Consider the following 14,303-nt stretch of genomic DNA (forward strand, 5'->3'; position numbering starts at 1 on the left):
GATGCAGAACTAAAAAGAACAGGCACAATTACTTGTGCCTGTCTGGGGGGTTATTTTGCCGGTGCGGGTTGAACGGCAGGCTTGTCTTTTTCAAGATTCGCCAGGTCGAGAGCGATATGCACCGTCTCGTCCAGATACGGATCTGGCTCCTGGTAATCTTTAGGCAGATCGTCCAGTTTTTTCAGCAGCGGTTTGCCTTCACGTTTGAAGCGATCGTTGATACGCGCCAGACGGGTTGCATCATCCTCCGTGTTCTCTTTCTCACGCTGGGCGTAGTTAAGAGAAGCAATGTTCCGTTTATCTTTCATGGCATTGAAACGCGCAATGTCTTTCATGATGTACTGGAACTCAGGATCTTTTGCGATACGTTCGTTATGATCTTTCAGCAGTTCAGGACCAAACTGGGTCATGTCACCGGATTTCACATAGGTCGCAGCATTGATGCTATCCCACGGCAGTGCGTTATCTTCAAACTTCTCGCCGCTTTCAGTCTCTTCCGTGCCCGTAGGCATCATGATATCCGGCGTGACGCCTTTACGCTGCGTACTGCCGCCATTCACACGGTAGAACTTCTGAATGGTGTACTGTACTGAGCCCAGCGCTGGCCATTCAGGGCGCAGCATCTGATCGTAAATACGGTTCAGAGAACGGTATTGCTGAACAGTACCTTTACCGAAGGTAGGCTCACCCACAATCAGCGCACGGCCATAATCCTGCATTGCAGCAGCAAAGATTTCAGAGGCAGAAGCACTGAAGCGATCGACCAACACCACCAGCGGGCCTTTGTAATAAACCACGCCATCGGTATCAGAGTCTTCACGCACTTTACCGTTGTTATCGCGAACCTGAACCACCGGACCGGACGGAATGAACAACCCGGAAAGTGAGACGGCTTCAGTCAATGCACCACCACCGTTGCTACGCAGGTCGATGATAATGCTGCTGACGTTTTGCTTTTCCAGTTTCTGCAACTGTACTTTTACGTCATCCGTCAGGCCAACGTAGAAGCCAGGGATATCCAGAACACCGACCTTCTCTTTACCCACGGTTTTGACCGACATTTTCACCGCACGGTCTTCCAGACGGATACGTTCGCGGGTCAGGGTAACGATACGGGTTTTGGTGCCTTTACCAGCAGGCAGGATTTCCAGGCGAACTTTGCTGCCTTTAGGTCCCTTGATCAGCGCGACAACGTCATCCAGACGCCAGCCGATGACATCAACCATGCCCTGACCCGTCTGGCCAACACCAACAATGCGATCGCCAACGCTAATCGCTTTGCTCTTGGATGCAGGACCACCCGCCACCATGGAGTTGATTACTGTGTAATCGTCGTCCATTTGCAGCACCGCACCAATACCTTCCAGAGACAGGCTCATTTCAGTATTGAACTGTTCGGTATTACGTGGGGAAAGGTAGTTGGTATGCGGATCGATTTCGTGGGCAAACGCGGTCATGGCCAGTGAGAACACATCTTCACTGTTGGTTTGCGCCAGACGGCGAATGGCCGATTTGTAACGACGCGTCAGCGTGTCACGGATCTCTTTTTCGTCTTTGCCGGCGAGCTTAAGGCTCAGCTCGTCATATTTTACTTTTCCGTCCCACAGCGCATTCAGCTCGGCTTCATCTTTAGGCCACGGAGATTTGCTGCGATCCAGATTAAAGGTGTCGTTACCGGTGAAGTCCATCGGACGTTCCAGCACTTTCAGTGCGTACTGGTAACGTTCAAAACGACGCTTCTGTGCCAGGTTATACAGGTCGTAGAACAGATCCAGCTTACCGGAGCGCAGTTCATCGCCCACGTCAGCCTTACGTTTTGCGAACTGTTCAACATCGCTGGCCAACAGCACGTTATGGCTGTAGTCCAGCAAGTTTAAATAGCGGTCGAAGATTTTGGCCGAAAAGGCCTGATCGAGATCGAACTGACGATAGTGCGAACGAGTAAAGCGTGACGTCACACGCTCACTCACCGTCGCGTGCTGGGTCTCTTCCTTTAAAACCGGAATTTGATCAACACGCGTAATATCGTCCACTGCGAAAGCGTAACCTGTTATGGCAAACAGGCCCGCCAGCGCGGTGAGCTTAAAAAAAGTGTTCATGCCAGGCTTGGCCTCCGTTTCAGAACAACAAGTGTTCTGCGCGTACAATCATTGACATACCAGAAGTCAGCTGTACCCGAACGCCATCTTTGGTGATTTCCAGTACGGTGGCGTCCATCGCATTGTTACCCGCTTTAACCTTCAGAGCCTGACCTACGCTCAGCGCGTTGATGTCAGAAACTGGGGTGTGGCGCGGCTCTTCACGCGGAGCTTTCGCTGCTGCTGGTTTGTCAGTACGCGGTTTGCGATCGTTATTATCATTGCGACGTGGTGCAGGACGCGGTTTACGCTCACGACGAGGCGCTTCTTCCTGACCGTTTGCCGCTGCGGCTTCGCGTTTTTTCGCTTGCTGCTCAGCACGTTGTGCCTGAACACGGGCTTTCGCTTCTTCCAGCTGCTTGCGTGCGTGCTCTACGTGCTGCTCGTCCAGCTCACCGCAAGGGTTGCCGTCGAGATCGACACGCGTCGCGCCCGCTTTGATACCGTACAGGTAACGCCAGCTCGAAGTATAAAGACGTAAGGCAGAACGCAGCTGAGTTTTGCTGAGATTCATCTCACCTTCAACGCGTGCTACCAAATCCTGAAAAATACCGACTTTCAGGGGACGAGCTTCACCTTCAGCGCTAAAGCACTGCGGGAAACGCTCGGCCAGAAATGCGATAACTTCTTTACTGCTATTCAACTTAGGTTGATTTTCCATGAAATTTCCTGATTACAACGGACGTTGCCAACAAGCGCAGGCATGAACAGGCGACATTATAATGACGCCATCAGTAAATGCTACGTTATCCGTTGATTATCCTGCGACGCTCGCAAAGAATTTTTGATAATCGGTGGCTGCTAGTACTTTTTCAAGATGAGCGACCAGCTCGCGCAGCCCCTGTTCATCCTCGATCGTGAAGCGGCTAAAGACCGTGCTGTCAATGTCCAGAACGCCAATAATCTGATTTTTCACCACCAGCGGAAGGACGATTTCAGAATTACTGGCCGCATCACATGCAATATGTCCGTCAAAGGCGTGAACATCTTCTACACGCTGAACCTGGTTTGTCGCAACCGCAGTGCCGCATACGCCACGCCCCACAGGAATACGCACACAGGCGATTTTTCCCTGGAATGGCCCAAGCACCAGCGTTTTATCTTCAAGAAGATAAAAACCGGCCCAGTTAACATCGGAAAGACGTTCAAACAGCAACGCACTTGTATTTGCCAGAGTGGCTAAAAAGCTGGTTTCACCTGCCATTAATGCCTGGAAGTCGCGGTTGAGATCCGCGTAGAATTCTGTTTTGTTCATTATTCAATCACTTGGTTGTCTTACAAAATTACCGCATAGCCTATTAAAATAAGCATTAAATGCGCTCATGCTCAAGATGAATCAGTTCATGAGTTAATATAACCTTCAACAATACTTATCTGTGCGCGACTGATGGCTCTAAAAACACCCAAAATTACGCCGGCAAAAAAGATAACAGTTCATACGGTAAGCGATGCGCTGCCTCGTGCACATTATCAGCGTTGCCCTCAGTGCGATACGCTTTTTATGTTGCCGAAGATGAAATCGCACCAAAGTGCATTTTGCCCTCGCTGCGATGCAAAAATCCGCAGTGGTCGCGACTGGTCGTTAACCCGACTCGCGGCAATGGCGGTGACCATGCTGATGCTGATGCCCTTCGCCTGGAGCGAGCCGCTGCTCAAGCTCTATCTGCTTGGCGTGCGCATTGATGCCAACGTATTGCAAGGTATCTGGCAAATGACCCGTCAGGGCGATCCATTGACGGCAGCGATGGTGCTGTTTTGTACCGTTGGTGCGCCGCTAATACTGGTCGCGGCCATTGCTTACATGTGGTTTGGCAACATTCTGGGGATGAACCTGCGCCCTGTGCTGCTGATGCTGGAAAAGCTCAAAGAGTGGGTAATGCTCGATATCTATCTTGTCGGCGTTGGCGTTGCCTCTATTAAGGTACAGGACTACGCATTTTTGCAGCCAGGCATTGGCCTGGTGGCATTTCTCTCGCTGGTGTTGCTCAGTATTCTGACGCTTATCCATCTCAACGTAGAGCAACTCTGGGAGCGGTTTTATCCCCAGCGCCCTGCCACGCGCCCCGATAACAACCTGCGCGTGTGTCTGGGTTGCCACTACACCGGCCTGCCCGACGCTCGTGGACGCTGCAAGCGCTGCCATATCCCGTTAAGATTACGCCGCAACAACAGCCTGCAAAAATGCTGGGCGGCGCTGATTGCCTCGGTGGTATTCCTGATACCTGCGAACATGCTGCCAATTTCAATCATTTATGTTAACGGGGGGCGACAGGAAGATACTATCCTCTCAGGGATTATCTCACTGGGTCACAGCAACGTAGCCGTGGCTTCCATCGTATTCATCGCCAGTATTCTGGTGCCATTTACCAAAGTCGTGGTGATGTTTACGTTGCTTATCAGCATTCACTTTAAATGTGAGCAAGGATTACGCACGCGTATCCTGCTCCTGCGCCTGGTCACCTGGATTGGGCGCTGGTCGATGTTGGATCTGTTCGTGATTTCGTTGATGATGTCGCTCATCAATCGCGATCAGTTACTTGCTTTTACAATGGGACCCGCAGCTTTTTACTTCGGCTCTGCGGTGATATTGACTATTCTTGCAGTGGAATGGCTGGATAGCCGCTTACTTTGGGATGCACATGAGTCAGGAAACGCCCGCTTCGCCGACTGAAGCGAGAATTAAAACAAAACGCCGCATTTCACCATTCTGGTTGCTGCCGGTCATCGCGCTGATGATTGCTGGCTGGCTCGTCTGGACGAGCTATGAAGATCGCGGGAATACCATCACCATTGATTTCCAGTCTGCGGACGGCATTGTCGCCGGGCGAACCCCTGTTCGCTTCCAGGGTGTAGAAGTGGGTACGGTTCAGGATATTACGCTGGCGAAAGGGCTGAATAAGATTCAGGTTCGCGCCAGTATTAAATCCGATATGCAGGACGCCCTGCGCAGTGAAACACAGTTCTGGCTGGTGACACCAAAAGCCTCACTGGCTGGCGTATCGGGCCTGGATGCGCTGGTGGGCGGGAACTATATCGGCATGATGCCCGGTAAAGGCGATCCCCAGGATCACTTCACCGCGCTGGATACCCAACCCAAATACCGTCTCAACAACGGTGATTTGATGATTCACCTGCAATCCCCGGATTTGGGCTCGCTGAACAGTGGCTCACTGGTCTATTTCCGTAAAATCCCTGTCGGGCGTGTCTACGATTACACGATCAACCCCAACAAACAGGGGGTGACCATTGACGTCCTGATCGAGCGCCGCTTCACTAATCTGGTCAAAAAAGGCAGCCGTTTCTGGAATGTTTCTGGCGTGGACGCCGACCTGAGCCTGAGCGGTGCCAAAGTGAGACTGGAGAGTCTGGCGGCCCTGGTTAATGGTGCCATCGCGTTCGACTCCCCTGACAACTCCAGTGCCGCAACGGCAGACGACACTTTCGGGCTGTATGCCGACCTGGCCCACAGCCAGCGTGGCGTTATCGTCAAACTCGCCCTGCCGGATGCCAAAGGCCTGAAAGCCGGATCCACGCCGCTGATGTATCAAGGCTTGCAGGTGGGGCAACTCACCAAAATGACGCTTAATCCTGGCGGCTCGGTTACCGGAGAGATGACCGTCGACCCTGGTGTGGTCGACCTCTTGCGTGAAAAAACGCGCATTGAAATGCGTAATCCGAAGCTATCCCTGAGCGATGCGAACATCAGTAGCCTGTTGACCGGCAGCACCTTTGAGCTGATCCCCGGTGACGGCGAGCCTGCCAGCAGTTTTGTTATCGCCCCTGCAGATAAATCACTGCTGCAACAGCCTGGTGTCATCACGGTGACGCTGAATGCCCCGGAAAGCTACGGTATCGAAGCGGGCCAGCCGTTGATCTTACACGGCGTCCAGGTCGGCCAGGTGCTGGAGCGTAAACTAACGGAACAGGGCGTGACCTTCTCCGCTGCCGTCGAGCCGCAGTATCGTGACTTGCTGCATGGCGACAGTAAATTTGTGGTTAACAGCCGTGTCGATGTAAAAGTCGGTCTGGATGGCGTGGAGTTTCTTGGCGCCAGCGCCAGCGAATGGGTTAACGGCGGCATCCGTATTCTGCCGGGCGACAAAGGCCCGCTGCGCGACAGTTATCCACTGTATGCCAATCTCGATAAGGCGATTGAAAACAGCCTGAGTGATCTACCCACCACCACACTGACGCTCAGCGCTGAAACTCTGCCTGATGTGCAGGCGGGTTCGGTGGTGCTCTACCGTAAGTTTGACGTAGGTGAAGTGATTACCGTGCGCCCGCGTGCCGATGCCTTTGATATCGAATTGCATATTAAACCGGAATACCGTCATCTGCTGACCCCGAATAGCGTTTTCTGGGCAGAAGGTGGCGCGAAAGTGCAGCTCAATGGCAGCGGTTTAACCGTTCAGGCCTCCCCGCTCTCCCGGGCCCTGCGCGGGGCGATCAGCTTCGACAACCTCAGCGGTGCAGGTGCAAACCTGCGTAAAGGCGATAAACGTATTCTCTTCCCGTCAGAAACGGCAGCACGCGCGGTCGGTGGGCAGATAACGCTTCATGCATTCGATGCGGGCAAGCTGGCGGAGGGAATGCCCATTCGCTATCTGGGTATCGACATCGGGCAGATCCAGAAGTTAACGCTTATCACCGCCCGTAACGAAGTGCAGGCAACCGCCGTGTTGTATCCGGAGTATGTGCAGACCTTCGCCAGAACAGGCAGCCGGTTCTCGGTGGTCACACCGCAGATTTCTGCTGCGGGTGTTGAGCATCTGGATACTATCCTGCAACCGTATATCAACGTCGAACCCGGTCGTGGCAATGCCCGTCGTGACTTTGAACTACAGGAAGCCACCATCACCGACTCCCGTTATCTTGACGGCCTGAGCATTGTGGTTGAAGTGCCGGAAGCGGGCTCCCTGAATATCGGGACGCCGGTACTGTTCCGCGGGATTGAAGTGGGTACCGTCACCGGCCTGACGCTCGGGACATTGTCTGACCGCGTGATGGTAGCCCTTCGGATCAGCGAACGTTACCAGCATCTGGTGCGGAACAACTCGGTGTTCTGGCTGGCCTCAGGTTATTCGCTGGACTTTGGTCTGACGGGAGGCGTGGTGAAAACCGGGACCTTCAACCAGTTCATCCGCGGTGGCATCGCCTTCGCCACCCCGCCTGGTACGCCGCTTGCGCCAAAAGCGCAGCCGGATAAACACTTCCTGCTGCTGGAGAGCGAACCAAAAGAGTGGCGTGAGTGGGGAACCGCGTTACCGCGTTAATCTCAGGGCTCCGGTGTCAACGCGCCGGAGCCTTTATGTTACACTGCGCACCTGAATTATTCCCAGTGGTGTGCCCGTGGCTCAAAACTCCGTATTTCTTCCTGAACAATTCCTGGCGCAGATGCGCGAGGCGCTTCCTTCTCATCTCTCGTTTGACGATTTTATCGCGGCCTGCCAGCGTCCGTTACGCCGCAGTATTCGCGTCAATACACTGAAAATCAGCGTGGCCGATTTTCTGGCGCTGGTGTCGCCCTACAACTGGCAGCTGACGCCCGTCCCCTGGTGTGAAGAAGGTTTCTGGATTGAGCGTGATGATGAAGAAGCCCTGCCGCTGGGCAGCACCGCCGAACATCTGAGCGGGCTGTTTTATATTCAGGAAGCCAGTTCCATGCTGCCTGTTGCAGCGCTGTTCGCCGACGGCAATACGCCTGAACGGGTTATGGACGTCGCCGCCGCGCCTGGGTCAAAAACCACCCAGATTGCCGCACGCATGGGTAACCACGGGGCAATACTCGCTAACGAATTCTCCGCCAGTCGCGTTAAGGTGCTGCACGCCAATATCAGCCGCTGCGGTATCCACAACGTTGCTCTTACGCACTTTGATGGCCGCGTGTTTGGCGCGGCATTGCCTGAAGCGTTCGATGCCATTTTGCTGGATGCGCCCTGTTCCGGTGAAGGTGTGGTACGAAAAGATCCCGATGCGCTTAAGAACTGGTCCGTTGAAAGTAATCTGGATATCGCCGCCACGCAGCGTGAACTTATCGACAGCGCATTCCATGCATTGCGCCCTGGCGGCACGCTGGTCTACTCCACCTGCACATTAAACCGCGACGAAAACGAAGACGTCTGCCTGTGGCTCAAGGCGCAATATCCGGATGCTGTCGAATTTCTGCCGCTTGGCGAGCTATTTTCTTCGGCAAAAGAGGCGCTGACGCCTGAAGGCTTCCTGCATGTCTTCCCGCAAATTTACGACTGCGAAGGGTTCTTCGTTGCCCGTTTGCGTAAAACCTCCGCAATCGCACCGCTGCCCGCCCCGAAATTCAAAGTCGGCAATTTCCCCTTCACCCCCTTAAAAGGACGCGAAGCAGCACAGGCCGAAGAGGCTGCACGTAAGGCCGGGATTTTCTGGGATGAGAGCCTGCGCCTCTGGATGCGTGATAAAGAGATTTGGCTGTTCCCGGTCAACATTGAGCCGCTGATCGGAAAAGTTCGTTTTTCGCGTATTGGTATTCGCCTTGCAGAGGTACATAACAAAGGTTATCGCTGGCAACATGAAGCGGTGATTGCGCTTGCCGGTGAGGCAAATACTTTTGCCCTGACGCATCAGGAAGCCGAAGAGTGGTATCGCGGCCGGGATGTTTACCCTGAAAATACACCTGCGTCTGACGAAGTCGTCGTCACCCATCAGGGATATCCTATAGGGCTGGCGAAGAAGGTGGGTTCGCGCCTGAAAAACAGCTACCCGCGCGAACTGGTACGCGATGGCCGCCTGTTTACCGGTAACGATCGCACTGCCTGAAAAAAGCGCACTTTTTTACTGGCGATTTTGCTTCACCTGGCTACTCTAAAATCTGGGTGACCTACTGGTCATACCAGATTTTTAGCACAAACCCCGGAGAGCATTATGACGAAAACCAGCGTGCGTATTGGCGCTTTTGAAATCGACGATGCAGAATTGCGCGGCGAAACACAAGGCGACCGAACGTTAAGTATTCCCTGCAAATCCGACCCGGATTTATGTATGCAACTGGATGCCTGGGATGCCGATATCAGCATTCCTGCAATTCTTGATGGCGAACACTCTGTTCTTTACCGTGAGCACTACGATCGTAATTCCGATGCCTGGGTCATGCGGCTTGTCTGACCTAAAGAGAACCCGCCCGAAGGCGGGTTATTTATGCGTTACTGTAACTGCGCCAGCGTAAAATACCCGTCAAAGACTGCACCGGTATCGATATAGTGCAGATTATTAAAATCATAGCGTTTATCGAGGGGCGTATGCCCAAACCAGAAGTGATCCGCACCGCGAATCCCCTGCCCTTTACCCGCCATAAACCCCATTAAGCGGTTACGGTCCCACAAGACCCGCTGCTCGCTGACGGGTTTGTTCCATGCATACTCTTCTGAGGGGTAGTCTGCATGGGCAATTACGTTGAGACCGTTTGCACAGGTGATTTCAATAATCAGCGGTAACGTACGACACTCCTCAAGCAGCGTAAGCGCTCTTTTTTGCTGTTCGCTCTCAAGCCTGGCAAACCAGATGCCACCATTCATCGTCCAGAGCGAAAAATCATTATCCTGAAGGCTATCGAGGGCCATTTGTTCATGGTTACCCCGTACCGCACGAAACCACTTTTCGTGCATCAGTGCGAGGCAACTGACACTGTCCGGCCCACGGTCGATTAAATCCCCAACCGAGATAAGTAGATCCTCATAGGGATTAAAATGCCGACGCTTAAGTTCGTCCATAAGCCATTGATAGCAACCATGTATGTCGCTGACAACCCAGATATGACGCCACTGTGAACCATCGATTCGTTGATACATAACGCCTCCTCACAGGAGTATAGCCGCAACATAAAAGTCCATACGGAGCGACCAGGGTGATGTACCTTTTCATAAAGCTAAACAAACAGTAAACTAAGGGAAAATAAAACTCTCACCAGTATTAATCCACTTTTGCATGCCCCCTAAAATATGCAATGCATAAAATCTGAGGTTCTCACGTGTCAAATTCGCGCCTGCAAAACGATGTAGCACATTCTCATCGCGCAACTATTATTTCCGATCTGGTGAAAGGTAAACTCGTCCCAGGCCCAATCTGGCAAAAACGCGAGTATCGACTGAAGTTTCTGCTGCGCTCTCTGCTGTTCTGGTCTTCAACTCACCGGATGCTGGAAGCGCTGTCTCGTCGTGACGATTTTGATCAGCTTCTGGCCTCGCAAATCACCTTGCCGAGCAAAACTCACCGTCAGTATCTGATGCGCGGCATGAATGCCAACGATCGTGCTGAAGCCATCGTCAGCCACTATGAGTGGATCGATTCCCTGAAAGACGCCAGTCTGGTCAAGGCATTAACGGGCCCGCAGGAACAGTCGATTGTTGAGTTTCATGCTAAAGAAGGCGTCAGCTATAACGTCAATGCCATGAATGCCAGCAAAGCGGAACGTGAAGGTGAATGTACGTTGTGGCTGCGCGATAACGAAAATACCCTGCTCGCGAGCCTGACGTTCTGTGTGGCCCGTGAAAACGGCCAGCCGGTGCTGGTGATTGGCGGTCTGCAAGGCCCGCGCCGCAGCGTGTCGCGTGATGTAATTAAACAAGCTACCCGCGCCTGTCATGGCCTGTTCCCGAAACGCGTGCTGATGGAAGTGCTGTTCCAGCTGGCAACGCTTTCCGGCATCAAAGCCATTTACGCCGTTAGCGATGAAGGTCACATCTTCCGTGCGCTGCGTTATCGTCTGAGCAAAGGCCGCCATTTCCACGCCAGCTACGATGAGTTCTGGGAGTCTATCGACGGCAAAAAACTGTCCACATTCCGCTGGCAGTTACCTTTGCAGATGGAACGTAAATCCCTGGAAGAGATTGCCAGTAAAAAACGTGCTGAATACCGCCGCCGTTTTGAACTGCTCGATGAAATTGAAGCGTCAGTAAAATCACGCTTTTAAGCCTGAAACGGGTCAAAACCCGTTGTAAGATATGCCGCTTCTGGGCGGCATTTTTATCTCGCCCTCGCCCCGCATCCCATCTCCGAATCGCTTAAACACGAAAACGTAACAATGACAAAAAATACCTGGACGAACGCGGTGCAGAGTATGTTATGGTTGAGAAAGGATATGGAAAATTCGAGAAATTTTCGGGTGGTTTCGGGTTAACACCGGTAAGCACTGTGAAAAAACAAGCACATAAAAAGAGACCGAATACGATTCCTGTATTCGGTCCAGGGAAATGGCTCTTGGGAGAGAGCCGTGCGCTAAAAGTTGGCATTAATGCAGGCTAAAATCGCCTTGCCTTTTAAGAATAGATGAGAGCGCCAGGTTTTCCAGTCCACGGTAAAAGTGGCCTGAAAAAAAGCGCATCGACATCATAAAAACTAAAAAACCGCAGAGCTCTCGCAAGCGCCTGCGGTTTTTTTATTGGAAACCAGAATGCTAGCAGAGCTTGTCGGCGCGCTCGATAAACGGCGCCAGGCTCATTTTGTGGCCCGGGTTTGCCGGATCATCAATCTGGATCACGCTGATGGGTTTCCCGCTGCTTTTGCCGCTGGCGACCTGTTGCTCCGCAATATCATTAAGCGGGTATTGCACCAGAGTGCTTGGGTTAATGGCATACAGAGCATGACCAGGACGACAGGTCAGCATCACCTCTTCACGATCGAACGCCCATTTCTCTTTACCCACTTCAAAACGGCTGACCGTAATCACCTGCTGCGCTGCCAGTGCATTTCCGGCGCTGGCCAGCAGTAAGAGCGAAAGTAGTGTCTTTTTCATATGTTTTAACCTTCTCAGAAGGGTTCCCAGGTGGCGAAAAGACTGACCGTTGCCAGCACCAGCGCCCCCAGCACAACCTCTGCCTGTGTCATCCTGATAAAAATCTGTTGTTCTCGTCCGGCATCCGGTCGAAATCGTGGAACCAGAAAATACCGATTCGTCAGCGCAATTACCACCATCATTGCCACCAGCGCACATTTGAACAACAAAAGTTGTCCGTAGTGCGTATCCCAGGGAACATTTAGCCCAAGGATAAACAGCGCATTGATTACCCCGGTAAAAATGACGCCTGCCACCGCATAATGCCCCACGCGTGAAAAACGCATCATGGTGTAGATGGCAGCAACGTGCCAACGGCCTTTGGCCAGCTGCATACAAAACAGCAGTGGCAGCAATCCGCCGATCCAGGTTGCAGCACACAGCAGGTGCACTGCATGGTTTACGCGCTGCACGCCTCCGGCAATGCCTTCGTTCATCGCAGCGTGTCCGACGCCCGCCAGCAGGAAAAATTGCCCCATCGCCAGTAACAGTAATCGTGCCCCTTTCTGCGGCGCAATCCAGGCGGTTGCGGTGGTGACTAATGCCAGAATTACCTGCCACACCCAGACGCTGCCATATTGCGTCGAGGCCACCCTCCCCCAGATTTCCGGGCGCCACACGTCACTCCAGCCATTCCCCATCAACCCGCCCTGAAGACCAAACATCAGGAGCGCCGACAGCAGGCTAACTACTGCCATGATTTTTTGCTGTTGCTGAAAACGCCGCGTCATCAGCCTGTGCAGCGAAAACGGCGCGAGCCAGGCGCTGTACAACGCATTGCCGAAGATCAGCATTAGCGCGCCGAAGTGGATAAAACGCAGAACAACGTAGCTTAACGCCAGCATGTTATTTCACGCTGAAACGGTAGCTGCCTTTGGTTTTGTGGCCATCCACAGAAACCACATGCCATTCGACGAGATACGTCCCCGTCGTCAGCGTTTGATCTAAGGGCACAATCAGCTGCGTTTTGTCTTTCTCATCACGCTTAACCGCGCCTGTTTTGACCGTTTGCTGCTGATCCCCTGTCACGGTCACTCCGCTAAACGCAGGTTCAATGCCTTCTGAAAAATGCAGGGTTAACGCCCGTGGTGCCGTTGCGGCCACGGCGTCTGCCGCCGGAATTTGCTGTTTAAGATGCGCGTGCGCCAGGACAGAAGGTGTTACCACCGAAGCAATCAGAAAGGTTAACGCGCAAACCGCGCGGGTCGAGGAAAAAACCATCGCAATCATTCCTTTTTGTTATGTCTACATGACAGAGAATAACTCTGTATAATAAACGAGTCGAGGATCATCCTGCGCCTGCTTGTCAACGCCGTGCAATCGCGGTAACGTTGCCGCCGCAAAAAAAGGAGAAGGAAATGAAGATCAATCTGGCCGCCCTTCCTCAGGACGAGATGGACAAAGTGAATGTCGATCTCGCTGCCGCAGGCGTGGCATTTAAAGAGCGTTACAACATGCCTATCGTGGCCGAAGTTGTCGAACGTGAACAGCCTGCGCACCTGCGTGACTGGTTCCGTGAACGCCTCATTGCCCACCGTCTTGCTTCCGTCAATCTTTCGCGTTTACCCTACGAACCTAAAGTTAAATAACCTTAACGACGTGTTACATTTCCTTACACGGATTGTGGCAGGATAAGAAAACCCTGATATTTTAAGGTGTATTCTTAAAGCCTGCGACTCTGTGTATAAGGATGTCACGATGTCACGATGGAATATTGCTGCCGCCCAGTATGCCCGCCAGCATAACTGCGTGGATGCGCACGTTGAGCACCATTTACGCTTCATTGCCGAAGCCGCACGACAGCAGTGCGATTTGCTGGTTTTCCCTGAGCTTTCGTTAACCGGCCCGGGTGATGAGGTTCTGCCAGCCCCACCCAGCGATCGCCAGCTGGAGCCTCTGCTTCGCGCAAGCCAGATTTACCGTATTACCGTTATCGCCGGGATCACGCTGGAAAACCAGGGTCAGCGCCAGAAAGGGTTAGCCCTGTTTAGCCCGTGTTGCGATACCGCTCTGCGCTACCCGCAGGGAAGCAGCGCGAGCCTTACCCGCGATGATACGCAACTCACTATAATAGATACCCACTCCGACACGCCAAACCTCGACCCACTGGCCGCATTATTAACCAGCAGCCAGGATGTAGGCGATCACCGCTGGCGTCAGTCTATTAGTACCTTACAGCGATTTGCCCACAAATATTCGATTGCCGTGTTGATGGCGAATGCCCGCAACGGCAGCGCGCTGTGGGATGAAAAAGGGCAACTCATCGTCCGGGCCGATCAGGGTGAACTGTTATTGACTGGCTCCAGGGGAAGACAGGGTTGGCAAGGCGATATCATTCCTTTAGGCTAAGCGTTTTAGGGTCA

General features: G+C 52.9%; 14 protein-coding genes. 7 read left to right on the top strand and 7 right to left on the bottom strand.

Going from position 1 to position 14,303, the window contains the following annotated elements; all coding sequences use genetic code 11:
* Window positions 1-50 precede the first annotated feature (50 nt).
* The 3 genes from prc to N1249_RS13240 form a co-directional block, all read right to left on the bottom strand.
* On the bottom strand, window positions 51-2,099 hold the full coding sequence (gene prc, locus N1249_RS13230) for a carboxy terminal-processing peptidase (RefSeq protein ID WP_259829944.1): 2,049 nt from the start codon (window positions 2,097-2,099) through the stop codon (window positions 51-53).
* Between the two features lie 19 nt (window positions 2,100-2,118).
* On the bottom strand, window positions 2,119-2,799 hold the full coding sequence (proQ, locus tag N1249_RS13235; RefSeq protein ID WP_259829953.1) for an RNA chaperone ProQ: 681 nt from the start codon (window positions 2,797-2,799) through the stop codon (window positions 2,119-2,121).
* A 96-nt stretch (window positions 2,800-2,895) separates the two neighbouring features.
* Window positions 2,896-3,393, bottom strand: a complete 498-nt coding sequence (locus N1249_RS13240) for a GAF domain-containing protein (RefSeq protein WP_257273340.1) — start codon at window positions 3,391-3,393, stop codon at window positions 2,896-2,898.
* 132 nt (window positions 3,394-3,525) lie between these two features.
* Here N1249_RS13240 and yebS point away from each other — a divergent pair, with 132 nt between their 5' ends.
* The 4 genes from yebS to N1249_RS13260 all read left to right on the top strand — a co-directional run bounded on the left by yebS (window position 3,526) and on the right by N1249_RS13260 (window position 9,275).
* The gene (gene yebS / locus N1249_RS13245) at window positions 3,526-4,809 is read left to right on the top strand and encodes a membrane integrity lipid transport subunit YebS (protein ID WP_257273341.1); all 1,284 of its coding nucleotides are present in this window, start codon (window positions 3,526-3,528) and stop codon (window positions 4,807-4,809) included.
* Window positions 4,778-7,411 (top strand): PqiB family protein, encoded by a 2,634-nt coding sequence (locus N1249_RS13250; protein WP_259829956.1) that lies wholly within the window; start codon window positions 4,778-4,780, stop codon window positions 7,409-7,411. Before yebS ends, N1249_RS13250 begins: the two co-directional genes overlap by 32 nt.
* Window positions 7,412-7,532: 121 nt before the next feature.
* The gene (rsmF, locus tag N1249_RS13255; protein ID WP_409193178.1) at window positions 7,533-8,930 is read left to right on the top strand and encodes a 16S rRNA (cytosine(1407)-C(5))-methyltransferase RsmF; all 1,398 of its coding nucleotides are present in this window, start codon (window positions 7,533-7,535) and stop codon (window positions 8,928-8,930) included.
* Window positions 8,931-9,035: 105 nt separating this feature from the next.
* Window positions 9,036-9,275, top strand: a complete 240-nt coding sequence (locus N1249_RS13260) for a YebV family protein (protein WP_014070670.1) — start codon at window positions 9,036-9,038, stop codon at window positions 9,273-9,275.
* A gap of 38 nt (window positions 9,276-9,313) precedes the next feature.
* Here N1249_RS13260 and pphA read toward each other — a convergent pair whose 3' ends face one another.
* On the bottom strand, window positions 9,314-9,958 hold the full coding sequence (gene pphA, locus N1249_RS13265; RefSeq protein ID WP_259829960.1) for a protein-serine/threonine phosphatase: 645 nt from the start codon (window positions 9,956-9,958) through the stop codon (window positions 9,314-9,316).
* Between the two features lie 179 nt (window positions 9,959-10,137).
* On the opposite strand from pphA, the gene N1249_RS13270 reads away from it, so the two are divergent.
* On the top strand, window positions 10,138-11,079 hold the full coding sequence (locus N1249_RS13270) for a VirK/YbjX family protein (protein WP_014070672.1): 942 nt from the start codon (window positions 10,138-10,140) through the stop codon (window positions 11,077-11,079).
* Between the two features lie 483 nt (window positions 11,080-11,562).
* Here N1249_RS13270 and N1249_RS13275 read toward each other — a convergent pair whose 3' ends face one another.
* From N1249_RS13275 to yobA, 3 genes are read right to left on the bottom strand one after another with little or no spacing between them, the layout of a single operon-like run.
* A complete protein-coding gene (locus N1249_RS13275) occupies window positions 11,563-11,901 on the bottom strand; it encodes a YebY family protein (RefSeq protein WP_014070673.1) in 339 nt (112 codons plus the stop codon).
* A gap of 14 nt (window positions 11,902-11,915) precedes the next feature.
* Window positions 11,916-12,785: a copper homeostasis membrane protein CopD gene (gene copD / locus N1249_RS13280; RefSeq protein WP_257273346.1), complete on the bottom strand. Its 870-nt coding sequence runs from the start codon at window positions 12,783-12,785 to the stop codon at window positions 11,916-11,918.
* Between the two features lies 1 nt (window position 12,786).
* A complete protein-coding gene (gene yobA, locus N1249_RS13285; protein WP_259829970.1) occupies window positions 12,787-13,161 on the bottom strand; it encodes a CopC domain-containing protein YobA in 375 nt (124 codons plus the stop codon).
* Between the two features lie 137 nt (window positions 13,162-13,298).
* Here yobA and N1249_RS13290 point away from each other — a divergent pair, with 137 nt between their 5' ends.
* Both N1249_RS13290 and N1249_RS13295 read left to right on the top strand, forming a co-directional pair.
* On the top strand, window positions 13,299-13,529 hold the full coding sequence (locus N1249_RS13290) for a DNA polymerase III subunit theta (RefSeq protein WP_013096102.1): 231 nt from the start codon (window positions 13,299-13,301) through the stop codon (window positions 13,527-13,529).
* Between the two features lie 109 nt (window positions 13,530-13,638).
* A complete protein-coding gene (locus tag N1249_RS13295) occupies window positions 13,639-14,289 on the top strand; it encodes a carbon-nitrogen hydrolase family protein (RefSeq protein WP_259829972.1) in 651 nt (216 codons plus the stop codon).
* Window positions 14,290-14,303 lie beyond the last annotated feature (14 nt).

Origin of the sequence: Enterobacter sp. CP102, assembly GCF_025152625.1 — a bacterium.
Lineage (GTDB): Bacteria > Pseudomonadota > Gammaproteobacteria > Enterobacterales > Enterobacteriaceae > Enterobacter > Enterobacter soli.

Bases quoted from the DNA above. Each gene is read 5' to 3' on its own strand.
- N1249_RS13275 (WP_014070673.1), bottom strand. From the start codon at position 11,901: ATGAAAAAGACACTACTTTCGCTCTTACTGCTGGCCAGCGCCGGAAAT.
- N1249_RS13290 (WP_013096102.1), top strand. From the start codon at position 13,299: ATGAAGATCAATCTGGCCGCCCTTCCTCAGGACGAGATGGACAAAGTG.
- rsmF (WP_409193178.1), top strand. From the start codon at position 7,533: ATGCGCGAGGCGCTTCCTTCTCATCTCTCGTTTGACGATTTTATCGCG.
- prc (WP_259829944.1), bottom strand. From the start codon at position 2,099: ATGAACACTTTTTTTAAGCTCACCGCGCTGGCGGGCCTGTTTGCCATA.
- N1249_RS13260 (WP_014070670.1), top strand. From the start codon at position 9,036: ATGACGAAAACCAGCGTGCGTATTGGCGCTTTTGAAATCGACGATGCA.
- N1249_RS13240 (WP_257273340.1), bottom strand. From the start codon at position 3,393: ATGAACAAAACAGAATTCTACGCGGATCTCAACCGCGACTTCCAGGCA.
- yebS (WP_257273341.1), top strand. From the start codon at position 3,526: ATGGCTCTAAAAACACCCAAAATTACGCCGGCAAAAAAGATAACAGTT.
- proQ (WP_259829953.1), bottom strand. From the start codon at position 2,799: ATGGAAAATCAACCTAAGTTGAATAGCAGTAAAGAAGTTATCGCATTT.
- N1249_RS13250 (WP_259829956.1), top strand. From the start codon at position 4,778: ATGAGTCAGGAAACGCCCGCTTCGCCGACTGAAGCGAGAATTAAAACA.
- copD (WP_257273346.1), bottom strand. From the start codon at position 12,785: ATGCTGGCGTTAAGCTACGTTGTTCTGCGTTTTATCCACTTCGGCGCG.
- yobA (WP_259829970.1), bottom strand. From the start codon at position 13,161: ATGGTTTTTTCCTCGACCCGCGCGGTTTGCGCGTTAACCTTTCTGATT.
- pphA (WP_259829960.1), bottom strand. From the start codon at position 9,958: ATGTATCAACGAATCGATGGTTCACAGTGGCGTCATATCTGGGTTGTC.
- N1249_RS13295 (WP_259829972.1), top strand. From the start codon at position 13,639: ATGTCACGATGGAATATTGCTGCCGCCCAGTATGCCCGCCAGCATAAC.